This is a genomic window from Pseudomonas sp. AF32, from assembly GCF_022342325.2.
GTDB classification, from domain to species: Bacteria; Pseudomonadota; Gammaproteobacteria; order Pseudomonadales; family Pseudomonadaceae; genus Aquipseudomonas; species Aquipseudomonas uvaldensis.
Window position 1 is genome coordinate 96,181 of record NZ_RQJK02000014.1, and the last position, 22,470, is coordinate 118,650.

General features: G+C 61.4%; 15 protein-coding genes. 3 read left to right on the plus strand and 12 right to left on the minus strand.

Annotated features, from left to right (window positions below; translation table 11 throughout):
* Nucleotides 1–74: 74 nt before the first annotated feature.
* The 3 genes from hutU to hutC all read right to left on the minus strand — a co-directional run bounded on the left by hutU (nucleotide 75) and on the right by hutC (nucleotide 3,508).
* Nucleotides 75–1,763, minus strand: a complete 1,689-nt coding sequence (gene hutU / locus EGM97_RS14915; protein WP_238961258.1) for a urocanate hydratase — start codon at nucleotides 1,761–1,763, stop codon at nucleotides 75–77.
* A 468-nt stretch (nucleotides 1,764–2,231) separates the two neighbouring features.
* Nucleotides 2,232–2,801, minus strand: coding sequence for a HutD/Ves family protein (locus EGM97_RS14920; protein WP_238961259.1), 570 nt, complete (start codon nucleotides 2,799–2,801; stop codon nucleotides 2,232–2,234).
* Nucleotides 2,798–3,508 carry a histidine utilization repressor gene (gene hutC, locus EGM97_RS14925; RefSeq protein ID WP_172679593.1) on the minus strand — a complete coding sequence of 237 codons (711 nt, stop codon included), beginning with the start codon at nucleotides 3,506–3,508 and terminating at the stop codon, nucleotides 2,798–2,800. The genes EGM97_RS14920 and hutC overlap by 4 nt, the downstream gene beginning before the upstream one ends.
* 143 nt (nucleotides 3,509–3,651) lie before the next feature.
* On the opposite strand from hutC, the gene EGM97_RS14930 reads away from it, so the two are divergent.
* Nucleotides 3,652–5,016 (plus strand): formimidoylglutamate deiminase, encoded by a 1,365-nt coding sequence (locus tag EGM97_RS14930; RefSeq protein ID WP_238961260.1) that lies wholly within the window; start codon nucleotides 3,652–3,654, stop codon nucleotides 5,014–5,016.
* Nucleotides 5,017–5,137: 121 nt separating this feature from the next.
* Here the strand turns inward: EGM97_RS14930 and EGM97_RS14935 are convergent, their stop codons facing one another.
* Both EGM97_RS14935 and EGM97_RS14940 read right to left on the minus strand, forming a co-directional pair.
* Entirely contained in the window at nucleotides 5,138–5,707 is a 570-nt protein-coding gene (locus tag EGM97_RS14935) for a lipocalin family protein (RefSeq protein WP_238961262.1), read from the minus strand.
* Nucleotides 5,708–5,738: 31 nt separating this feature from the next.
* Entirely contained in the window at nucleotides 5,739–5,993 is a 255-nt protein-coding gene (locus tag EGM97_RS14940; RefSeq protein ID WP_053147820.1) for an outer membrane protein assembly factor BamE domain-containing protein, read from the minus strand.
* 284 nt (nucleotides 5,994–6,277) lie between these two features.
* Here EGM97_RS14940 and EGM97_RS14945 point away from each other — a divergent pair, with 284 nt between their 5' ends.
* A complete protein-coding gene (locus EGM97_RS14945; RefSeq protein WP_238961263.1) occupies nucleotides 6,278–8,170 on the plus strand; it encodes a methyl-accepting chemotaxis protein in 1,893 nt (630 codons plus the stop codon).
* Between the two features lie 105 nt (nucleotides 8,171–8,275).
* On the opposite strand, the gene EGM97_RS14950 is transcribed toward EGM97_RS14945, so the two are convergent.
* From EGM97_RS14950 to EGM97_RS14970, 5 genes are all read right to left on the minus strand, one after another.
* Nucleotides 8,276–8,866, minus strand: a complete 591-nt coding sequence (locus EGM97_RS14950) for a DUF924 family protein (protein WP_238961264.1) — start codon at nucleotides 8,864–8,866, stop codon at nucleotides 8,276–8,278.
* A gap of 3 nt (nucleotides 8,867–8,869) precedes the next feature.
* Nucleotides 8,870–9,880: a class 1 fructose-bisphosphatase gene (locus EGM97_RS14955; RefSeq protein ID WP_053147829.1), complete on the minus strand. Its 1,011-nt coding sequence runs from the start codon at nucleotides 9,878–9,880 to the stop codon at nucleotides 8,870–8,872.
* A gap of 235 nt (nucleotides 9,881–10,115) precedes the next feature.
* Nucleotides 10,116–11,429, minus strand: coding sequence for a DUF3999 domain-containing protein (locus EGM97_RS14960; RefSeq protein ID WP_477788819.1), 1,314 nt, complete (start codon nucleotides 11,427–11,429; stop codon nucleotides 10,116–10,118).
* Between the two features lie 59 nt (nucleotides 11,430–11,488).
* Nucleotides 11,489–15,142 carry a DUF2339 domain-containing protein gene (locus EGM97_RS14965; RefSeq protein ID WP_238961274.1) on the minus strand — a complete coding sequence of 1,218 codons (3,654 nt, stop codon included), beginning with the start codon at nucleotides 15,140–15,142 and terminating at the stop codon, nucleotides 11,489–11,491.
* A gap of 290 nt (nucleotides 15,143–15,432) precedes the next feature.
* Nucleotides 15,433–17,883 carry a glycogen/starch/alpha-glucan phosphorylase gene (locus EGM97_RS14970; protein ID WP_238961275.1) on the minus strand — a complete coding sequence of 817 codons (2,451 nt, stop codon included), beginning with the start codon at nucleotides 17,881–17,883 and terminating at the stop codon, nucleotides 15,433–15,435.
* Between the two features lie 254 nt (nucleotides 17,884–18,137).
* On the opposite strand from EGM97_RS14970, the gene EGM97_RS14975 reads away from it, so the two are divergent.
* Nucleotides 18,138–18,575: a YkgJ family cysteine cluster protein gene (locus EGM97_RS14975; protein ID WP_238961276.1), complete on the plus strand. Its 438-nt coding sequence runs from the start codon at nucleotides 18,138–18,140 to the stop codon at nucleotides 18,573–18,575.
* Between the two features lie 183 nt (nucleotides 18,576–18,758).
* Here the strand turns inward: EGM97_RS14975 and typA are convergent, their stop codons facing one another.
* Together typA and thiI are read right to left on the minus strand one after the other, a co-directional pair.
* Nucleotides 18,759–20,579: a translational GTPase TypA gene (typA, locus tag EGM97_RS14980; RefSeq protein WP_238961280.1), complete on the minus strand. Its 1,821-nt coding sequence runs from the start codon at nucleotides 20,577–20,579 to the stop codon at nucleotides 18,759–18,761.
* A 138-nt stretch (nucleotides 20,580–20,717) separates the two neighbouring features.
* Nucleotides 20,718–22,172, minus strand: a complete 1,455-nt coding sequence (gene thiI / locus EGM97_RS14985) for a tRNA uracil 4-sulfurtransferase ThiI (RefSeq protein ID WP_238961283.1) — start codon at nucleotides 22,170–22,172, stop codon at nucleotides 20,718–20,720.
* Between the last annotated feature and the right edge of the window lie 298 nt (nucleotides 22,173–22,470).

Genomic DNA, 22,470 nt, shown 5'->3' on the forward strand with positions numbered 1-22,470 from the left:
CTGTTTCACATTCGACACATGTGTTGAATGACACACCGCATTCGCGAGCAAGCCCGCTCCCACAGGGGTTTGCGTTACTTGCCGGTAATCATCGGTAGGTTCAGGCCCTGTTCCTTGGCGCAATCAATGGCGATCTGGTAACCGGCATCGGCATGACGCATCACACCGGTACCCGGGTCGTTGTGCAGCACGCGGGCGATACGCTCAGCGGCTTCATCAGTACCGTCGCAGACGATCACCATGCCCGAGTGCTGGGAGAAGCCCATGCCGACGCCACCACCGTGGTGCAGCGAAACCCAGGTCGCGCCGCTGGCCGTGTTGAGCAAGGCGTTCAGCAGTGGCCAGTCGGACACGGCGTCGGAACCGTCCTGCATGGATTCCGTTTCGCGGTTGGGGCTGGCCACGGAACCTGAGTCCAGGTGGTCGCGACCGATCACGATCGGGGCCGACAGCTCACCGCTGCGCACCATTTCGTTGAACGCCAGGCCCAGCTTGGCGCGCTGGCCCAGGCCCACCCAGCAGATACGTGCCGGCAAGCCCTGGAAGCTGATGCGCTCGCGAGCCATGTCCAGCCAGTTGTGCAGGTGGGCGTCGTCGGGGATCAGTTCCTTGACCTTGGCGTCGGTCTTGTAGATGTCCTGCGGATCGCCCGACAGCGCGGCCCAGCGGAACGGACCGATGCCGCGGCAGAACAGCGGACGGATGTAGGCCGGGACGAAACCTGGGAAATCGAAAGCGTTTTCCACACCCTCTTCCTGGGCCATCTGGCGGATGTTGTTACCGTAGTCGAAGGTCGGAACGCCCATTTTCTGGAAGGCCAGCATCGCTTTCACGTGAACGGCCATGGATTGCTTGGCGGCTTTCACCACGGCAGCCGGTTCGGTCTTGGCGCGGGCACGGTACTCGTCCCAGGTCCAGCCGGCCGGCAGGTAACCGTTGAGCGGATCGTGGGCGCTGGTCTGGTCGGTGACCATGTCCGGACGTACACCGCGACGGACCAATTCCGGGAAGATTTCGGCGGCGTTGCCACAGAGCGCAATGGAAATCGCCTTGCCCTCAGCAGTGTATTTCTCGATACGGGCCAGCGCGTCGTCCAGATCGGTGGCCTGCTCGTCGACATAACGGGTCTTGAGGCGGAAATCGATACTCACCTGCTGGCACTCGATGTTCAGCGAGCAAGCGCCGGCCAGCGTGGCGGCCAGCGGCTGTGCGCCACCCATGCCGCCCAGGCCGGCGGTCAGGACCCAGCGGCCCTTGAGGTTGGAGTCGTAATGCTGGCGACCGGCCTCGACGAAGGTTTCATAGGTGCCCTGGACGATGCCCTGGCTGCCGATGTAGATCCAGCTGCCGGCGGTCATCTGGCCGTACATGGCCAGGCCCTTGGCGTCGAGCTCGTTGAAGTGCTCCCAAGTGGCCCAGTGAGGGACCAGGTTGGAGTTGGCAATCAGGACGCGAGGCGCGTTGCTGTGGGTCTTGAAAACGCCCACTGGCTTGCCGGATTGCACCAGCAGGGTTTCGTCTTCATTCAGGTTGGTCAGGCTTTCGACGATCTTGTCGTAGCACTCCCAGTTGCGTGCCGCACGGCCGATGCCACCGTAGACCACCAGTTCCTTGGGGTTTTCGGCGACTTCCGGGTCGAGGTTGTTCATCAACATGCGCAGCGGCGCTTCGGTCAGCCAGCTCTTGGCGGTCAGCGTATTACCGCGAGGGGCACGGATTTCAACGTCACGGTATTTTTCAGGTTTGCGGGTAGCGTCGGTCACAGCAAAAACTCCTCAGCGATCAATCCAGACCAGCCCGGGCAGGGCAGCTATTTCTGCGGACGCTGCGCTGAGTGAAAGTCACTCATACACATACGTCTTTACTTGTATGTACAAGCATATGCAATCAAGCGGCCAACTCGATGCACGCGTGCTTGAGGTTGGGTTGCGATAATGGCTGGAAGGCCCGCGGATCATGCTCCGAAGCGGGTTAATTAAATTTCTGAAGGGATTTTTTGAATGAGCGCATGGGGTCAGGAGAAGCGCGGCGTTGCGCCACGCTGGGGCATTCGGTAACAAGTTGGTGCACACAGGAAACAGCAGAGAGAGGCTTTTGTGGCGAGGGGATTGATCCCCGCCGGGCTGCAAAAGCAGCCCCCCACTCAGGATTTCATAATGGCCACTTATTTGGGGGCCGCTTCGCGCCCTAGCGGGGATAAATCCCCTCGCCACAGAAGAAAACAGGCAAGACTATCGGGCCGTCAATTCGATCACACAGCACTGCCCGCTCGTGGAAATTTCCAGCAGCCCGGTGTTACCGCTCAATTGCAGACAGTCGTAGAGACCCAGTTCCGCGTCGGATCCACCGATCCTGACGCGCAACGCCGGATCAGCACTGAACACCAGCACCGTTCCCGCCTCACTGAAAAACCGCTGCACGCTCGTCAGCCACTGTAACCGGGCGCGGTAACGCAGAGGCGAGTAGATCAGGTTGAAATCGCGAATCGGTCCGCCCAACAGCGTGCAATGCACATGGCTCTCGCCGCTGAATGCAAAGGCGTCCAACGGATGCAGCGGTCGCGTGGTCCGGCCATCGACATTGAGCGTCATGCCGTCGCCCTGCAACACGCTGATGACCCGTTCATAACCGGCGAAAGTGGAAAAACCACCCGACTCACCGATATCGGCAATCGACAAGCGCCAGCCAAAACCGTCCAGGCCAGTGCCAGCATCACGGGTGATTTCCTCGGTGCTGCCACCGCCGTTCTTCCATGGCATGCGGGGGTAATCCGCGGCGCGCAGAATATTCATCTGACTCATTTGTGAAACCGACCTTCCAGGCTATGACGGGAACCGGGATGGATCAGGCGCGCGGCAGTTACCGGCTGGCGCCCGGACCAGGTACGACGGCGGATCAACAGGCACGGCTCGCCCCGCTCGATCTGCAGCAGCTTGCATTCGCTCGGCTCGGCGAGAATCGCTTCCACCACATGCTCGCCCTCGGTCAGTGGCGCCACCTGGTTCAGATAGGCGTAAGGCGTTTGCAGGGTGAAATCCTGCTTGAGGTAATCCGGTGCCACCAGTGCGTTGACGAAACGGTCCTCGATTTGCACCGGGATGTCGTTTTCGAAATGCACGATCAATGAGTGAAACACCTTCTGGCCTTCACGCATTTCCAGGGCCAGGGCGCGCTCGGAACCTGCGGCCTCCTCTTCCAGGGTAATGACCTTGCAGGTGTGGCGGTGGCCACGGGAGGCGATCTCATCGGCGATGTTATGCACTTCGAACAGCGCGGACTGGCTCTTGGGTTCGGCCACGAACGTGCCGACGCCCTGCATGCGCACCAGCAGGCCATCGGCAGTCATTTCCCGCAGGGCGCGGTTGATGGTCATGCGACTGAAGCCCAACTGGCTGACCAATTCGCTTTCCGACGGCACGCGGTAATGCGGCGGCCAGTTTCCACTGTCGATCTGCTGGGTAATCATTTGTTTGACGCGGGCGTACAAGGGCGCCGGACTGTCACCCATGTTCGCGGCAATTGGTGGTTTGGCAGGCGGAGTCGGCACGGCGGTTCCCTGTTCTGCGAATAAGATTGCTAGCTTGCCGGAGTTTACCGGCCAGGCAAACGTCTGTATATGTATATACAAATTACGCACGATGAGGTTCGACCATGCCCGCCTTTTTTGCCGAACGCGCGCTGCTGCCTAATGGATGGGCCAATGATGTACGTCTTGAAGTCGACGCCGCTGGCGTCCTGACTCATGTCCAGGCCGGCTCCCACGCAGACGGCGCCGAACGGCTGGGAGGTCCGTTGTTGCCGGGCATGCCGAACCTGCACTCCCATGCATTCCAGCGGGCCATGGCCGGGCTGGCGGAAGTGGCGGGCAATCCGAACGATAGTTTCTGGACGTGGCGCGACCTGATGTATCGCCTCGTCGGAAAAATCAGTCCCGATCAGTTAGGCATCATCGCCCGACAGCTATACATTGAAATGCTCAAGGTCGGTTACACCTCGGTCGCCGAGTTTCATTACGTGCATCACGATACCGACGGCGCGCCTTACGCCGACCCCGCGGAACTGGCGCTGCGCATCAGCCAGGCGGCCAGCGCCGCCGGTATCGGCCTGACGCTGCTGCCGGTGCTCTACAGCCACTCCGGTTTTGGTGGCCAGGCGCCGAATGACGGACAACGACGCTTCATCAACAGCACCGAGAACTATCTGTCACTTCAGTCGCGCTTGCAGCCCCTCCTGGCCGGACGGCCGAACCAGGCCCTTGGGCTGTGCTTCCATTCCCTGCGTGCCGTAACGCCTGGACAAATCCATGAAGTTCTGGCGGCGAGCGACCGCGATTGCCCGGTGCATATCCACATTGCCGAGCAACAGAAGGAAGTCGACGACTGCTTGAGCTGGAGCGGCGCCCGTCCGCTGCAATGGTTGTACGAGAACGTCGAAGTCGACCAGCGTTGGTGCCTGGTCCATGCCACCCATGCCGACGCTCGCGAGGTCAGCCTCATGTCCAGGAGCCGGGCGATTGCCGGCCTGTGCCTGACGACCGAAGCCAACCTGGGCGATGGCATCTTCCCGGCGGTGGATTTCCTGGCCCAGGGCGGACGCCTGGGCATTGGCTCCGACAGCCACGTGTCGTTGAGTGTGGTGGAGGAGTTGCGGTGGCTGGAATATGGCCAGCGCCTGCGGGACCAGCGGCGCAACCGCTTATACCGGCCAGATCAACCGATGGTCGGCCGTACCCTGTTCGATGCCGCCCTGGAAGGCGGTGCCCAAGCCCTCGGCCAGCCGGTCGGCACCCTCGACGTCGGCAAACGCGCCGACTGGCTGGTGCTCGATGGCAACGACCCGTACCTGGCGACAGCAAGTGGCGATGGAATTCTCAATCGCTGGCTGTTTGCCGGCGGGGATCGCCAGGTGCGTGACGTGATGGTGGGCGGCCAATGGGTCGTGCGCGATGGGCACCATGCCGGGGAGGAGGAAAGCGCCCGGGCGTTTACCCAGGTCCTGCGCGAACTCCTGAGCTGACGCGGATAAAAAATGTGGGAGCGGGCTTGCTCGCGAATGCGGTATATCAGTCGACATACCCCTTAACTGATAAACCGTCTTCGCGAGCAAGCCCGCTCCCACATTGGATAGCTGTCGATCGTCAATCCGACGTCTTGGCCATCTGCCGATCCGACGCACGCCAGATCAGTCGTGTCGTGTCGTAGCCCTGCTGGCGCGCCCTGCTCAGCAGCTCTTCACGCACGTCGACATTGACGGTCGGAGTACGGGACAGCAGCCACATGTAGCGACGGCTCGGGTCGCCGACGATGGCTGTCTTGTAATCTTCGCTGACGTACAACACCCAGTATTGCCCCTTCGCCACCCCCGGCAGGATCCGCGAGAACCAGGTATCGAACCTGACCCAGAGCTTGTCGGTCTTGCCCGGCACTTGTGGCGTGGCGGTGCCCTTGGCTTCCTCCCACTGCCAGTCCGAGGTCAGGCAGCGATTGAGCACCCCCAGGTCGCCGTCAGGCTTGAGGGTGTAATGAGCTTCGGATTGCGCGCAGTTGCGCTGGAAATACATTGGCAGGCGGGCCAACTCGTACCAGGTCCCTTGGTAACGCTTCAAATTGACACTGTTGACGGTCTTGGGCGCCAACGGGTCTTCGCCAGAAGTGGCGCAGCCGGCCAATACCAGGCCAGCCAAAAGCACTAACAATAACCGCTTCATTATTTTTCTCCCGCAGGCCCATGGCCTCGGTTTACTTCAGGCCTTGGCCGGAAAACATCAACACTTTGTCACCGGCATACTGCACGCTGATAAAGCTTTTCTGGTCGCCCCAGGTGCAACTGGACATGCCGAGCGCGCCCGAACAATCGGTCGGTTTCCCCAGTAACGTTTCGACTTCGGCCTTGGACATGCCAGCCGACAGCTTGGAATAGTTTTCCTGGTTCACTTTGCTGCACGCGGCCAACAAGACGCACAAAGACAACAACGCGATAGATCGCAGGGACATCGGGTAACTCCTGGAGCGGAAGGGAGGTGGCAGGGTGCCAACCAGAAGCTTAGAAGAGAAAACCCTTGTCTGGTTCCCCGACGAACCTGGTATTTATTGAACAAAAAGTGGGTATTTCGTCGGCAAATCAATCAGTTTGTGACGCCGTCGTGCATTTCGTCGAGATTGTCCCGCCAACGTCTGATCTCTGGCGCTTCCAGGCCGATAAAAAGAACAGCGCGAAGCCCTGCGTTATGGCAAATTGGCGCCCCTTCCTGACCAGCTCCTGTGCGGTAGCGTTATTAATGACCAGAAACATGAAATTCAGCCACAAAATCCTGCTGGCTGCCGCCCTCGTGGTGGCCGTTGCATTCGCCTGTTTCATCCTGTTCAACGACTATCGTCAGCGCCAGAGCCTGCATGCAAGCACCGAGACGTCGATGCAGGAACTCGGTAGTCTGACCAGCCAAAACATTCAGACGTGGGTGGAAGGTCGCATCCAATTGCTGCAATCGCTGGCCCAGCAGATCGCGACGGACGGCAGCAGCGCCGCCAGCCTCAAACGCGCCATCGACCTGCCGGCCTACACGGGTAATTTCCAGCTCAGCTATTTCGGCGGCACCGACGGCGTGATGTTCTCGGTACCGGCCGGCAATCGCGCCGCCGACTACGATCCTCGCGCCCGAGGCTGGTACAAGGCCGCCAACAGCGCGCAGCAAACCATCGTCACCGAACCCTACATCGCCGCCTCGTCGGGCAAATTGGTCATCACCGTGGCTACCCCGGTGAAACACCAGAACCAGATGATCGGCGTGGCCGGTGCGGACATCGACCTGTCGAGCGTCAGCGCAATCATCAACTCCCTGAATTTCGGCGGCCACGGTCATGCGTTCATCGTCAGTGCCGATGGCAAGATCCTGATCCATCCCGACAGCAAGCGGGTGCTCAAGACACTGGCCGAGGCCTACCCCAACGGTACGCCGCAGGTCAGCCCGGGCATGAAGGAAGTCGAACTCGACGGCAAGACCCAGTTCATGTCCTTCACCCGTGTCAACGGCGTGCCGGGTGCCGACTGGTACGTAGCGCTGGTGCTCGACAAGGACACGGCGCTGGCGATGCTCAGCGAGTTCCGCACCTCGGCGTTGATTGCCATGGCCATTGCCGTGGTGTTCATCATCGCCTTGCTGGGCATGTTGATCCGCGTGTTGATGCAACCGCTGTTGACCATGGGTCGCGCCATGCATGACATCGCCGAAGGCGAAGGCGACCTGACCCGGCGCCTGACCATCCACGGCCACGATGAATTCGGCGCGTTGGGCACATCTTTCAACCGCTTTGTTGAGCGTATCCATACATCGATCCGTGAAGTGGCTTCGGCCACCGGTCAGGTCAACGAAGTCGCCTTGCGCGTAGTCAGTGCCTCCAATTCATCGATGTTCAACTCTGATCAACAAGCCTCGCGCACCAGCAGCGTGGCCGCAGCCATCAACCAACTCGGCGCCGCCGCCCAGGAAATCGCTCAGAACGCCGCCCTCGCCTCGCAACACTCAAGCGAGGCCCGCAGCCTGGCCGAAGACGGCCAGCAAGTGGTGGATAAAACCATCAGCGCGATGCAACAGCTCTCGGCGAAGATCAGCGATTCCTGCGGCAACATCGAAACCCTGAACAGCAACACGGTGAACATCGGACAGATTCTTGAAGTGATCACCAGCATTTCGCAGCAAACCAACCTGCTCGCCCTGAACGCCGCCATCGAGGCAGCCCGGGCCGGTGAAGCCGGGCGCGGCTTCGCAGTCGTGGCCGATGAGGTGCGCAACCTGGCCCACCGCACCCAGGACTCGGCGCAGCAAGTGCAAAAGATGATCGAAGAGCTACAGGTCGGCGCGCGTGAAGCGGTACTGACCATGACCGACAGCCAACGCCAGAGCGAAAGCAGCGTCGGCATTGCCAACCAGGCCGGCGAGCGCCTGGGCAGCGTGACCCAGCGCATTGGCGAGATCGACGGCATGAACCAATCGGTAGCCACCGCCACCGAAGAACAGACCGCCGTGGTGGAGTCGATCAATGTCGACATCAGCGAGATCAACACGCTGAACCAGGAAGGCGTGGAAAACCTGCAAGCCACGTTGCGCGCCTGTTCAGACCTGGAACAGCAGGCGGCGCGGTTGAAGCAGTTGGTGGGGAGTTTCCGAATCTAGCGCTTTTGCGGGCCCTTTCGCGAGCAAGCCCGCTCCCACATTGGAATGCGGACTCCTGTGGGAGCGGGCTTGCTCGCGAAGGCGGCAGCCGCTACACCAAGACCATCAGAACCTGGACCCAGGCCTGTTCAAGAATTCCACTTCCTCCGCCGTAGATTCCCTTCCCAACACCGCATTGCGATGGGGAAACCGTCCAAACCGCGCAATGATCTTCTGATGCCGCTCGGCATAATCGAGATTGTCTTCGAACACCGCCGCTTCCGGCTGCTCGCGAACCAGGTCGATAAACCGCGACACGGCCTCGTTCTGCACGGCCAGGTTTTCGCAGTGCTCGAGCACCAGATAGATGAAGACGCGTTGGATGGGTTTGAGTTGCCGGTCGAAACCCGCCGCCATACCCTGGGCCACCAGCGCTTGGGCGCGCAGGTCTCCGGCGAAAGCTTTGGGAGTATCGCGGAAGATCATCCGCGGCAATTGGTCAAGCAGCAATACCAGGGCCAGCCAACCTTCGGGGCGTTGCGCCCAGTCGGTCAATTCGCCGGCCAGCGCTTGTTCGACCTGATCGCCAAAACGCTCCCGCGCCTGGCGATCATGGCCCTTGCCGAACCACAGCTTGCCCTTTTCAGCGGCTATATCGTCCGGTGCCTCGGCTGAACCGAACCACCAACCGAGCAACGGCTGCCAGGGCTGGGCCATGGTTTATTCCTTGTGGTAGGCCGTGGCGCGGGCCACTTCTTCTTTCGATCCCAGGAATACCGCCACGCGCTGGTGCAGGCCTTCAGGCTGGATGTCGAGAATGCGCTGATGGCCGTCAGTAGAAGCACCACCGGCCTGCTCCACCAGGAACGACATCGGGTTGGCTTCATACATCAGGCGCAGCTTGCCCGGCTTGGTCGGTTCGCGGCTGTCGCGTGGGTACATGAACAGGCCGCCACGGTTCAGGATACGGTGTACGTCGGCGACCATCGCGGCGACCCAACGCATGTTGTAGTTCTTCTTCAGCGGACCTTCTTCGCCTGCCAGCAACTCGCTGACGTAGCGTTGCACCGGGGCTTCCCAGTGACGCTGGTTGGACATGTTGATGGCGAATTCCTGAGTGGTTTCAGGGATGGTGATGTCTTCGTGAGTCAGTACGAAGCTGCCCATCTCGCGATCCAGGGTGAAACCTTTGACGCCATCGCCCAGGGTCAGTACCAGCATGGTCTGAGGGCCGTAGATCGCATAACCGGCGGCGACCTGCGCGGTGCCTGGTTGCAGAAAGGCCTTTTCGTTCAGGGCTTCGTTCTGGCTAAGGTATTCGTTCGGGCAGCGCAGCACCGAGAAAATGGTACCGACCGGTGCGTTGATGTCGATGTTCGACGAGCCGTCCAATGGATCGAACACCAGCAGGTAAGCGCCCTTGGGGTACTTGCCCGGGATCTGGTAGGCATTGTCCATTTCCTCGGATGCCATGCCGGCCAGGTGACCGCCCCACTCGTTGGCTTCAAGCAGGATTTCGTTGGACAGCACGTCGAGCTTCTTCTGCACTTCGCCCTGTACGTTTTCCGTGCCCATGCTGCCCAGGACACCACCCAGGGCGCCTTTGGATACGGCGTGGCTGATTTCCTTGCACGCACGCGCCACCACTTCGATCAAAAAGCGCAGATCGGCAGGGGTGTTGTTGCTGCGGGTCTGCTCAATCAAATAGCGACTCAAGGTAACGCGGGACATGGACGGCTCCGAAGAATAGGGGGCGGAAAAACCTGCGCAGTTTAGCGCGAGTCGGGACTTAATTCCTCCTATGAGACGGGGAATGGAGGAATGAGTTCACGGGGTGGCAGCTCGCTTGGATATTTGTGTCGATTGAGAGGACGCCATCGCGAGCAAGCTCGCTTCCACAATAGATCGCGTTCGTCGAAACAACTCGGTCAACTGTGGGAGCGAGCTTGCTCGCGATGAACGCACCTCAGCTCTTGACCGGCGGCTTGCGCAACAAGCTGAAGGCCATCGTCGCGAGGAACAGCACACTGAGCAGCAACACCGCCCACAAGCCGATTTTCTTCCAGTTGGTATCGACCGTAGCCGGCGCGGCCACGGTTACAGCCGTCGGTGTCGCGGTGGTCGTGCCGTTCACTGTCGCCGTCCCCAGAGTCGCCAGCCGCGATGGCCGGTAATCGGGCACCAGTGTGGACAAGGGCAGGCTGGCCGCCTTCACGGTCGCGCTGCCCAGCGCCAGGCTGAACGGCCCTTCGCCACGCGCCAGGAACACCACTTGGCTCGGGCGCACTGCAAAACGCAGCGCCGGGGCCTGGTCGCCAAGACCGCCGCCCCGCTCGTCCACGGTCAGCTTCAGTTGCTGCACGGTCTGGCCGTCCAACTGCAGTTGGTTTTGCACGACATCCTGGCCGTTCTGGGTCAGGCGGTACAGCAAACCACTGGTCATCGGCTGCCAGGGATGGCTGCTCTCACGTCGCCCGGCCAGGGTCACCGGCGCCAGGCTGTTGGCCTGGCTCAGTTCCACCTGCACCTGTTCAAGATTCAACCCCATGGGCAACTGCCAGGTGTATTCACCGGCCTTCGTGGTGCTGCCGGCCAAAGGCTGTGACCAGACCAGCGGCAACGGCAGGCTTTCACGACTGGCGCTTTGCAACTGCGCCGAGGTCAGCACCGGTGCGGAGGATGGCGAATCCCATAACAGTCGAAGGTAGCGTGCCGATTGTCCCGGCAGGCTCACCTCATGTTGCTCGACCCGCTCATCGGCAAAGGTCAGCCGCGCCACTTGGCCTTCGCCCCACGCCTGCCAGTTCTGCAAATCGTCGCTGGCTTCGATGGTAAACCGCTGGAAACCGTCGCGTTCGCTGGTCCAGTCCAGAATCAACTGTTGCAAGGGCGCCTTGATCGCGCTGGCATCCAGCAGCCACCCGCGCAGTTCCTCTTCCCCCGCTTCGAGCCGGCTGGATGGCTGGACCTCCACCAGCGTACCGTTGGCGTTCGACTGCACCCGCACGCTGGGGGCGCGCTCGTTGTCATCGGCGGCGTTGTACAGCGGAAACCATTTCACGTCGGTGAGGGTGCGGTTCTCGCGACTCTGGGCCGTTTCGCGGACCAGCGCATAGGCCTGGGCCTGCCCGGCCGCGTTGAAGACTCGCAGGTCGCTCAGGTCGGTCTGCCGCGCTTGCAGTTGGACCTCCAGGGGCAACGGGAGACGATACCAAGGTCCTTCACCGCTCAAGGCCAACGGCACTTGGTGGGCGAAGTCCGCCGGCTTTTCCTGGGCCATGGCCGACAAGGCTACCCATAACCCGACCACACCCAGTCCGATCCGACTCAACTTGCAACTCAAGATGACACTCCCTCACTGACAGGCATCGGCGGCTCGGCCGGCGAAGCCGTTTCCGGACGCTTGGGCGGCAGCGGCGCGAAGTAGCCCACCACCAGCAACAGTACCCCCACGCCGATGAACGACACGATCCGCGCCAGACCGCCACGGTTACTCAACTCGACAAAGAACAGCTTGGCCACCACCACGGCAATCAACGCCGCGCCGATCAGCCACACCTCGCGGCGATGCCGCAGGTGCCCGCCGATCATCAGGCCCAGGGCAATCAGGGTCCAGACGATGGATAGCCCAGCCTGTACGAACATGGATTCGAGCAACGCATCCAATTGGAACGGTATCCCCATCCAATGGTGAGCACTGCGCATGACCACAGCGGTGAAGAACATGAACAGCGACACACCGGCGATCAATTGGGCGACCTGATCGGCATACGCCCAACGAACCGTCAGTTGCCCCACTGCACTGCGGGCCCATACGTAGACGCCGAACAGGGCAAACAGCAAGCCCAACTCCAGCGGGTTCAGCAGCGGCACGTAGGGCAAGGGTTCAGCGGTGCCGTCGCTGAAGGTGTTGGCCAGCCAGAACCAGCCAAGCATCAGCAGGGCCAGGGGCGCCGCCGCGTAGACGAGATACTCCCGCGACTGCGCCGATATCGGCCAAGGCCAGGCCCGCGGCGCGGCCATCAGCACCAGGTAAAGGCTCGGCAGGATCGCCCACCCCAACCAGCGCCAGGCATTGTATTGCTCGGACAACAGCAGCAAGCCGTAACGCAGCTCCAGCGCCAGCACACCGATCAGCAGCCAGCAGCCGAGCACATGAGCAGTGCTACGGGCCCGGGCCGGCAGCATCGAAGCCAGGCGTTTGAGCGACAGGAAATGCGCGCCGAACACCAGCAGCCAAGCGAGCCAGCCAAAATCCGCCGCCGGGTGATAACGGCTGTGCCAGGTCGCGACCAACACACAGCCCGCCGCCGGAATCAGCAAGGTACACAGCAAGCCCAGGGAGGGCCATTTCAAACGCTGGGCCAGGACGGTCCACACCGCCACACTGAGCGCCGCGAGCACCAGCAACAGGCTGCCTTGCAGGTTCACCGGGGCGAAGCGCAGCACTTCGCTGACCCACGCCAGCGCCCACCAGCCGGCGCCCCAGACCAGCAACACCTCGGACAAGCGCTGCAAGCTCGAAACGTCGAAAACGGTGTCCGATTGACCCCGTTGCAGGCGCCACGCACCGATCAGCGCCACCAGCCCCAGCACCAGCGGCGTCCAGAAGCCACTGTGGGCCAGGGGCCGCAAGCCTTCGGCATCGAGCGTCCCCAGCAAGGCCGGCCCCGCCACCAGGAATGCCGCGCCGCCCACCAGTTGCAGCAACAGACCGAATACAAAGCTCATGCGCTGCTTCAGGTACAAGCTCAACCAGATGATCAACAGGCCACTGACGGCCCATACGCCACTCGCCGTCTGCCAAGGCAGGACGAACAGCACAGCAAGGTTGATCAGCACCAGCCCCGCCAGCAACACGACAGACAACCCACGCAGCAAACGTACGTCCTTGCGCACCATATCGTCGCGCGCCGCCAGCAACATACCGCCGATCAACGCCAGGCCGATCAGCGAGGCACTGAGCAAACCGCTCCAGCCGGCGTCGAACACCGCCGCCGAATCGCCCTCGGCACCACGCAAGCGCATCAGGAACAACGCACCACCCAACAACTGCACGGCAAACGCGGTGAACAGGAAACTGCGCGATTGCAGGCGCAGGCCGACGAACAGCGTCGCCAACCCCGCCAGCGCCCAGGTGATCGCAGTGCCATGGGTGAAGAAAAACAACGGCGCCAGCAGATAAAGAAAACTCAGGCCCAACACCGCCAGCACCGGCTGACCCTGACGCTCCCAGCCATGGGTATGCTCGGGCGCTGCCTTGCGCAATTGAAGGAAACTGAACAGCAGCGCACCACCGATCATCAAGGCGCCCAGCGCGGGGGCATCGAGCAGGCTGCTTTCGCCGAAGCTCAACTCGCCGAGGAAGGCCCGCGCCGCACCCAACTGCAACAACAGGGCAAAAGCGCGTGCCAATGGTCGGTGTTGACGCAATCCCAACCAGAAAATCCCGGCGCCTTCCACGGCCCAGGCTGCCGAAGTCCAGCGGGCATCGAGACCAAGGGGAATAGCCAGGCTGGCGAAAATCACGCCCAGGGCCAGGCAGGTTTCAGCCAGCAGCAAGGCCCGCCCCCCCATCAATACCCGCGCCAGCCCCATGTAGATCGCGCCCAGGGCCAGGGCACTGAACGCCGCGGCAAACTCCAGGTGCTGCACCAGCGCATACTGCAGGCCGAACCCCACCAGCGGTGGGCCGAACAGCATCGTGCCGTCCACATAGTCGCCGTTGCGCGCCGACCAGCGCAGCAATGCCTCGCGGCTGTCACCCTCGGGCGCGCCCGTGGTTTCCAGCAGCTTGCGACGCGTGAACAGCAGGCCGATCGCCAGGTACATCAGGAAGAACACAATCAGAAATGGCTCGGTGCTCCAAAACAGCTCGGGCGTGTAGGAGCGCAGGCCCCAGGCGATACCGATGCCGAAAGTACCGACGAAGCCGATCAGGTTGAGCAGACGCCAGGCCTTGAACCAGGCAATGGCGAGAATGCCGGTGTTGAGCAGGATGAAATAGCTGAACAGCGCAACGTGATTGCCGCTCCCAGTGGAGGTCAGGATCGGCGCGGCAAACCCACCCAGAGCGGCCACCGCTGCCAGGCCCAAGGCATTCTGGGTCACCGCCAGGATCGCCGAGAACACCGTGACCGCCACCAGCAAGCCCAGGGCTGCCTTCGAGTCGAGCAGTGGATGCAGACGCATGGCGGCGAACACGGTCAGGTACAACACCGCAATGCCGGTACCCTGGAGCATCAGCGCATAGCTGCCATTGCGCTGGCGCAGCCACCAGCCCAGGCCCAACAGGCCCAGCGCACTGGCCGCGACGCCGGCGTAACGCAGCTCGATCGGCACCACCATGCCTTCGGTGGCATAACGCAGCAGGAACGCCAGGCCGAGGAACAACAGCACCACGCCGACCCGCAACACGGTATTGCCGCCAAACAGCCAGTTGCGCGCACCGGCCATGGCGCGCTCGATGAAATTCGGGCCCCGTGGCGCTGCCGGTTGCGCGGCAATCGGTTCCACTGGCTCGAATTCACGGGACTCGCGCCTGGAGCGAGCAGGTGCCGGGGTCCAGACGTCGTCGGGCAATGGCTGGCTGGCCTGCGTAGCCGTCGCCGGCTTGGGCGCAAGATCGGGCGGCAGTTCCCAGACCAGCTCGGGTTCCGGTTCCGGTTCCGGCTCCGGTTCGGTGCGGGCGACAGGCTCGGGGACCTGGGCCGCGGTGACCTTGGCCGCGGTGACTGGGGGCGCCGTCGCGGGATCAGGGGCAGCATGCAACGTGCCGCGCTCCAGCACCGCCAGACGTGCCTCCAGCGAGACCAGCTCTTGCTGAGCCGCTTGCAGCAAAACCTGTTGCCGGGCGGCCTCGGACCCCAGGTACCTGATACGAAACACTTGGGCGATGCCAAGCCCCACCAACGCGCCTATCAGCGCATCGGCGAGCGACTCATCCACCACCCAGCCAAGAGCCAGGCCCAACAGTGTCAAGATCCATTGCATGGTTGATATCCCTAAGCGGCCCGTTGCGGGCATGACCGGGGCATTTGTGCCTGGATCAGTCTAGTGGAACAACCCAATATCCTGTGGGAGCGGGCTTGCTCGCGAAAGCGGTGTGTCAGGCGACTTCAACTCAGCCTGGCACACCGCTTTCGCGAGCAAGCCCGCTCCCACAATGGATGGGTGCATCCCCAATCTCTGAATCACGCCACAAAGTCCGGCGAAACTGGCGCTTAGTATATCGACGAAGCCCAACCGTCGTTGGGCTTCGCTCACATTTCTGACAGCTAAGGCTATTCCAGCGCCTTCCAGATGTCGGTGGCGTATTCGCGGATGGTCCGGTCGGAGGAGAACCAGCCCATGCGCGCCGTGTTGAGCACCGCCGAGCGCCACCATTGCTTGGAGTCGTGCCAGCGCTCCTCGACCTTGGCCTGGGCATGCCAGTACGAGTCGAAATCGGCGCAGACCAGGAAGCGGTCGTAGTCCACCAGCGAATCCACCAGCCCGGTGTAGCGCATCGGATCGTCCGGGGAAAACACCCCGCCACGGATCGCCTGCAACACGTCGTTGAGGCGATGGGAGGCGGCGATGTCCGGCGCGGCGCTGAATTCGCCGTTGCGCTTGCGGGCTTCGACCTGCTCGGCAGTCAAGCCGAAGATAAACATGTGCTCGCCGCCCACGCGCTCGTGCATTTCCACGTTGGCGCCGTCCATGGTCCCGATGGTCAGCGCGCCGTTGAGGCCGAACTTCATGTTGCTGGTGCCCGATGCTTCAAAGCCGGCGGTGGAAATCTGCTCCGACAGGTCCGCCGCCGGAATGATGCTCTCGGCCAAGCTGACGTTGTAATTGGGCAGGAACACCACTTTGAGCAGGCCACGCACGGTCGGGTCGTTGTTCACCACCCGGGCGATGTCATTGGTCAACTTGATGATTAGCTTGGCCTGGTGATAGCTGGCGGCGGCCTTGCCGGCGAAGATCTTCACCCGCGGTACCCAGTCCACTTCCGGCTCGGCGCGGATCGCCTGGTACAGCGCCACCGTGTGCATCAGGTTGAGCAACTGACGCTTGTACTCGTGGATCCGCTTGACCTGTACGTCGAACATTGCCGCCGGGTTGACGGCAATCCCCAGCCGCTCATGGATCAGGTAGGCCAGGGCCTTCTTGCTGTGCAGGCGCTGCTCGGCGAACTGTTTGCGGAATGCCGGCTTATCGGCGAACGGCTCCAGTTCGATCAGGCGCTCCTCGGGATTGTCGAGCACGCTCGGGCCCAGCGCATCGACCATCATCGAGGTCAGTTCCGGGTTGGCCTGGAACAGCCAGCGGCGGAAGGTGATGCCGTTGGTCTTGTTGTTGATCCGCTCCGGGTAGAGCTTGTGCAGCTCGGAGAACACCGTACTGCGCATCAACTGTGTGTGCAGCCCGGACACACCGTTGACGCTGTGGGAGCCCAGGAACGCCAGGTTGCCCATGCGCACCCGACGACCGTTGTCTTCTTCAATCAGCGAGACCGAACGCAGCACGTCGAAATCATGCACGCCCTTGGCCCTCAGCGAATCGATGTGCTGGGCGTTGATCAGGTAGATGATCTGCATGTGCCGGGGCAGCATGCGCTCCATCAGCCCCACCGGCCAGGTTTCCAAGGCTTCGGGCAGCAGCGTGTGGTTGGTGTACGACAGCGTGTCCTGGGTGATCTGCCAGGCGGCGTCCCAGGCCACGTCATAGACATCTACCAGTTGGCGCATCAATTCGGCCACGGCGATGGAGGGGTGGGTGTCGTTGAGCTGGATCGCGGCGTGATCTCCCAGGGTCAACACCGAGGTGTGCATGTTGCGATGACGACGCAGCAGGTCCTGCAGCGAGGCGGCGACAAAGAAATATTCCTGGCGCAAACGCAGTTCCTGGCCGGCCTCGGTGCTGTCGGCGGGGTAAAGCACGCGGGAAATACTTTCGGCCCGTGCCACTTCAGCCACGGCGCCCAAGTGGTCGCCAGCATTGAAGCGTTCCAGGTGCAGGTCTTCCACGGCCCGGGCACGCCACAGGCGCAAGGTGTTGACACTCGCACCGCGCCAGCCCACCACCGGGGTGTCATAGGCAATGGCTCGCACGGTTTCCCCTGGCGTCCAGACCTGTCGGGTCTTGCCGGTGTCGTCGGTCACCGTCTCGACACTGCCGCCGAAGCCGATCGGGTAGACCACCTCCGGCCGTTCGAACTCCCATGGGTTGCCGAAATCCAGCCAGTGCTCGGTCTGCTCCTGCTGCCAGCCGTCGACGATGGCCTGGCGGAACAGGCCGTGCTCATAGCGGATGCCGTAACCGTGCCCGGCGATACCCAGGGTGGACATGCTCTCCATGAAGCACGCCGCCAATCGGCCAAGGCCACCGTTGCCGAGCGCGGCATCGGGTTCGAGCGTGCGGATGCGCTCCAGGTCCACGCCCAACTCCGTCAGCGCTTCGCGAGCGGTATCCAGCAGGCCGAGGTTGCTCAGGCTGTCATAGAGCAAGCGCCCGATGAGAAATTCCAGGGAGAGGTAATAAACGCGCTTCTGGCCCTTGCGGTAGATCTGCCGCGTGTGGTCCATCCAGTGCTCGACCATATGGTCGCGAGCGGCGAGGGCAATGGCTTCGAACCAATCGTGATCAAACGCATGATCGGGGTCCTTGCCGACGGCATAAGTGAGTTTGGTCAACACAGCGTCGCGAAATGCGGCCACTTCAGCTTCGCGAACAAGCGGTTCTTGAGTCATGGATAAGACCTCGAACGAACAGGGAATTGTCTGAGCCTAGACGGTCTGACAGACGGCGCAGGCGCTTGGTTCGGTGGTTTTCCCCTCGCGCCGGAGAATCGTCGCCAGGGAATTGCCGGATGGGCGAATGAATGCAGGGGGCGTGCCGCTACTGAAGGGGTTGGTCGGGATCGAAAAAAAATCGGCGGATGGTCGTTCAAAATTTCACCAGTCCCGGTATGATCGCGCGCCCTGACGCATGCTGGTAAACCTTGATGATGAAGCCCAACCTGATCGCCGCCGCGGAGATCGACCGACTCGATACCTGGGCCAAATATTCCGCCCCGATGTGCGGCTCCTGCGTGTCGAGCTGCTGCACGCTGCCGGTCGAGGTCAAGATCAAGGACCTGATCCGGATCGGCATCGTCGATGAGTTCGAACTGGGTGACCCACCGAAGAACATCGCCAAGCGCCTGCAAAAGGAAGGCATCGTCGAGCGCTACAACCAGAAGTCCGAAATCTTCACGCTCCAGCGCATGAGCAACAACGATTGCCTTTATCTGGACCGCAAGAGTCGGCTGTGCACCATTTACGAGAAGCGCCCGGACACCTGCCGCAACCACCCACGCATCGGGCCACGGCCAGGGTATTGCGCGTACAAGCCCAAGGAAGTGGAGCGCGAGCGTAATCCGCGGACGTTGGATCGGTTTTGATCAGTTGGCGCCTGATCTGACGCCTTCGCGAGCAAGCCCGCTCCCACAAGGGCAGCGCTGAACCTGTGGGAGCGGGCTTGCTCGCGAAGAGGCCATTACAGGCACCCCATAAAACCCAGGCATAAAAAAAACGCCCCCGATCTCACGACCGGGGGCGTTTTTCATTCAGCCGGAGCTAAACGATCAAGCCTTGGCTTTCTTGGCAGCGCGGGTACGCTCGCCTTCGTCCAGGATCTTCTTGCGAAGACGGATGGACTTAGGTGTCACTTCGCACAATTCATCGTCCTGGATGAATTCCAGAGCCTGTTCCAGGGTGAAGCGAACAGGTGGAACCAGAGCGATGGTTTCGTCTTTACCCGAAGCACGCATGTTGTCGAGCTTCTTGCCCTTGGTAGGGTTGACACCCAGGTCGTTGTCACGGCTGTTCAGACCGACGATCTGGCCGTTGTAGATTTCCTGGCCGTGCTCGACGAACAGCTTGCCACGCGCCTGGAGGGTTTCCAGGGAGTAGGTCAGCGCCTTGCCGGTTTCGACCGATACCAGGACGCCGTTCTGACGGCCGGACATGTGGCCGGACTTCATGGTGTCGTAGCGATCGAAGATCGAGGTCAGGATGCCAGCACCGTTGGTCAGGGTCAGGAACTGGTTACGGAAGCCGATCAGGCCACGCGCCGGGATGTTGTATTCCAGGCGCACACGGCCCTTGCCATCCGGGGACATGTTGGTCAGGTCGCCCTTACGCAGACCCATCTCTTCCATCACCTTGCCCTGGGATTCCTCAGGGATGTCGATGGTGACGTTCTCGAACGGTTCCTGCTTGACGCCGTCAACGACGCGGATGATCACTTCCGGACGACCTACGGCCATTTCGAAGCCTTCGCGACGCATGGTTTCGATCAGTACCGAGAGGTGCAGCTCACCACGGCCGGAAACCTTGAACTTGTCGGCCGAATCGCCTTCTTCAACGCGCAGCGCCACGTTGTACAGCAGCTCCTTGTCCAGACGCTCCTTGATGTTACGGGAGGTCACGAACTTGCCTTCCTTGCCGCAGAACGGCGAGTCGTTGACCTGGAAGGTCATGGAAACGGTCGGCTCGTCCACGGTCAGAGGCTTCATCGCCTCGACAGCGTTCGGATCGCACAGGGTGTCGGAGATGAACAGCTCTTCGAAGCCGCTGATGCAGACGATATCGCCGGCTGCCGCTTCTTCGACGTCCACGCGGTGCAGGCCGTGGTGACCCATCAGCTTCAGGATACGACCGTTGCGCTTCTTGCCGTCGACATCGATCGCCACCACCGGGGTGTTTGGCTTGATGCGACCACGGGCGATACGGCCAACACCGATCACACCCAGGAAGCTGTTGTAGTCCAGGGCCGAAATCTGCATCTGGAACGGACCGTCACGGTCAACCGATGGCGCCGGTACGTTGTCGACGATCGACTGGTACAGCGGGGTCATGTCTTCCGCCATGGCGGTGTGGTCCAGGCCGGCGATACCGTTCAGGGCCGAGGCGTAGACGACCTGGAAGTCCAGTTGTTCGTCGGTGGCACCCAGGTTGTCGAACAGGTCGAAGATCTGGTCCAGGACCCAGTCAGGACGCGCGCCCGGACGGTCGACCTTGTTGATCACGACGATCGGCTTGAGACCGGCTTCGAAAGCCTTCTTGGTCACGAAGCGGGTCTGCGGCATAGGGCCGTCCTGGGCATCCACCAGCAGCAGCACGGAGTCGACCATCGACATCACGCGCTCTACTTCACCGCCGAAGTCGGCGTGGCCGGGGGTGTCCACGATGTTGATGTGGTAGCCGTTCCAGTTGATGGCGGTGTTTTTCGCCAGGATGGTAATACCGCGCTCTTTTTCCTGGTCGTTGGAGTCCATCACGCGCTCGTCGTTGAGCTCGTTGCGCTCCAGGGTGCCGGATTGGCGCAGGAGTTTGTCAACCAGGGTGGTCTTACCATGGTCAACGTGGGCGATGATGGCGATGTTGCGTAGATTTTCGATCACTTGTGTATCTCGATCAGAGGATTCGGTGTGCTGACAGGTCGTGGCAGCGATTTACGTTGAGTCCGACAAAGCCGTTACAGCTTGCCGGCGGCGTCGGGGGGCCGGTGACGCAGGCCACAGGCAAACAGCCCCGGGCACTTAGCTCGGTCGATAAACGCGCACATTGGCATGCCCCTCACTGAGCAAATGGTGGGCATGCAGGCGACTCATCACGCCTTTGTCGCAATACAGCAGGTACTGGCGAGTAGGGTCCAGTTCCTTGAAACGCGCGTTCACGGCATAGAACGGCATCGTTTGTACCTCGACGCCGGCGACGCTCAGCGGGTCGTCCTCAGCGTCATCCGGGTGGCGGATGTCGATGATGATCTGACCGGCCAGCGCTTCGCCGACTTCTTCAACCTGGATGTCCTGGCCCAATTCATCGATCACCCGATCGATCGGCACCAGCCTGGCGTTTTCGATCGCACGATCGAGCACCGCCATGTCGAATTCTTTCTCTTCATGCTCCACGCGCCCACGCTTGGCGGCCGTCTTCGGATTGACCGAAATGACCCCGCAGTATTCCGGCATGTGCCGGGCAAAGTCGGCGGTGCCGATGGCGTCGGCCGTGTCGATGATGTCCTGCTTGTGGCTCGCGATCAGCGGGCGCAGCACCAGTTTTTCGGTAACACAGTCGATGACAGACAGGTTTGGCAGCGTCTGGCTCGACACCTGGGAAATCGCCTCGCCGGTGACCAGCGCGTCGATGTGCAGGCGGTCGGCGATGCTCGACGCGGCACGCAACATCATACGCTTCAAAATGACGCCCATATGACTGTCGTCGACTTTGCCGAGAATCTCGCCCAGGACTTCCTCGAACGGCACACTCACAAATAACACGCGCTGGGAGCTGCCGTACTTCTTCCAGATGAAGTGCGCCACTTCCATTACGCCCAGTTCATGGGCACGCCCGCCAAGGTTGAAGAAGCAGAAATGGCTCATCAGCCCGCGCCGCATGATCTGGTAGGCCGCCACTGTCGAGTCGAAGCCACCGGACATCAGCACCAGCGTCTGCTCCAGCGCGCCCAGCGGATAGCCGCCGATGCTGTCGTGCTGGCTGTGGATCACGAACAAACGTTGGTCGCGAATTTCGATGCGCACTTCGATCTGCGGTTCTTTCAGGGAGATGCCGGCGGCACCGCATTGCCGGCGCAGTTGGCTGCCGACGTACTTCTCCACGTCCATGGAACTGAACGGGTGTTTGCCGGCACGCTTGCAGCGCACCGAAAAAATCTTGCCAGCCAACGCATCGCCATAATGAAGCTTGCATTTGGCGACGATGTCGTCGAAGTCCCCCAGCGGATATTCGTCGACCTGCAGGAAATGCGCGATGCCCGGCATGCAGCTCAGGCGCTCGGTCATTTCCTTCAAGACCTTGGGTTCGCTGACGCGCGTTTCCAGCTCGAGGTTGTCCCACACGCCGTTCACCACCACGACCGGGTCCAGATCACGGAGCACGGCGCGAATGTTCTTGGCCAACTGGCGGATAAAACGCGTCCGGACCGGGCGGCTCTTGATGGTGATCTCGGGGAAGACTTTTACGATTAGTTTCATGAAAAACAGCGCGCGAACGGCCAGCCGAAAAAGGGGGGCGCGGATTATAGCGGAAATTGCTCAAGGTTTAACCAGTTAATATACAGACGGTTTTATTGCACCAAAATGGATCACCTATACTGATGATCGCCACATTACAGTGCGCGATTGTCCGACAATCCCCGTTTTCGGCCCTCTGAAAGCGTGGGTTTGGTGCAAAAAACCCATGCTGGGGCACTGGCATGCAATTTGCTCCCTTGTGAGGCAGGTTGCCTTGGCCGAGTATTCGCGCCGGCATCACTCATATTCAGGGCACACC

Bases quoted from the DNA above. Each gene is read 5' to 3' on its own strand.
- thiI (WP_238961283.1), bottom strand. From the start codon at position 22,172: ATGAAACTAATCGTAAAAGTCTTCCCCGAGATCACCATCAAGAGCCGC.
- EGM97_RS14935 (WP_238961262.1), bottom strand. From the start codon at position 5,707: ATGAAGCGGTTATTGTTAGTGCTTTTGGCTGGCCTGGTATTGGCCGGC.
- EGM97_RS14955 (WP_053147829.1), bottom strand. From the start codon at position 9,880: ATGTCCCGCGTTACCTTGAGTCGCTATTTGATTGAGCAGACCCGCAGC.
- EGM97_RS14950 (WP_238961264.1), bottom strand. From the start codon at position 8,866: ATGGCCCAGCCCTGGCAGCCGTTGCTCGGTTGGTGGTTCGGTTCAGCC.
- EGM97_RS14975 (WP_238961276.1), top strand. From the start codon at position 18,138: ATGATGAAGCCCAACCTGATCGCCGCCGCGGAGATCGACCGACTCGAT.
- EGM97_RS14920 (WP_238961259.1), bottom strand. From the start codon at position 2,801: ATGAGTCAGATGAATATTCTGCGCGCCGCGGATTACCCCCGCATGCCA.
- EGM97_RS14945 (WP_238961263.1), top strand. From the start codon at position 6,278: ATGACCAGAAACATGAAATTCAGCCACAAAATCCTGCTGGCTGCCGCC.
- hutC (WP_172679593.1), bottom strand. From the start codon at position 3,508: ATGGGTGACAGTCCGGCGCCCTTGTACGCCCGCGTCAAACAAATGATT.
- EGM97_RS14960 (WP_477788819.1), bottom strand. From the start codon at position 11,429: ATGGCCCAGGAAAAGCCGGCGGACTTCGCCCACCAAGTGCCGTTGGCC.
- EGM97_RS14930 (WP_238961260.1), top strand. From the start codon at position 3,652: ATGCCCGCCTTTTTTGCCGAACGCGCGCTGCTGCCTAATGGATGGGCC.
- EGM97_RS14970 (WP_238961275.1), bottom strand. From the start codon at position 17,883: ATGACTCAAGAACCGCTTGTTCGCGAAGCTGAAGTGGCCGCATTTCGC.
- EGM97_RS14940 (WP_053147820.1), bottom strand. From the start codon at position 5,993: ATGTCCCTGCGATCTATCGCGTTGTTGTCTTTGTGCGTCTTGTTGGCC.
- EGM97_RS14965 (WP_238961274.1), bottom strand. From the start codon at position 15,142: ATGCAATGGATCTTGACACTGTTGGGCCTGGCTCTTGGCTGGGTGGTG.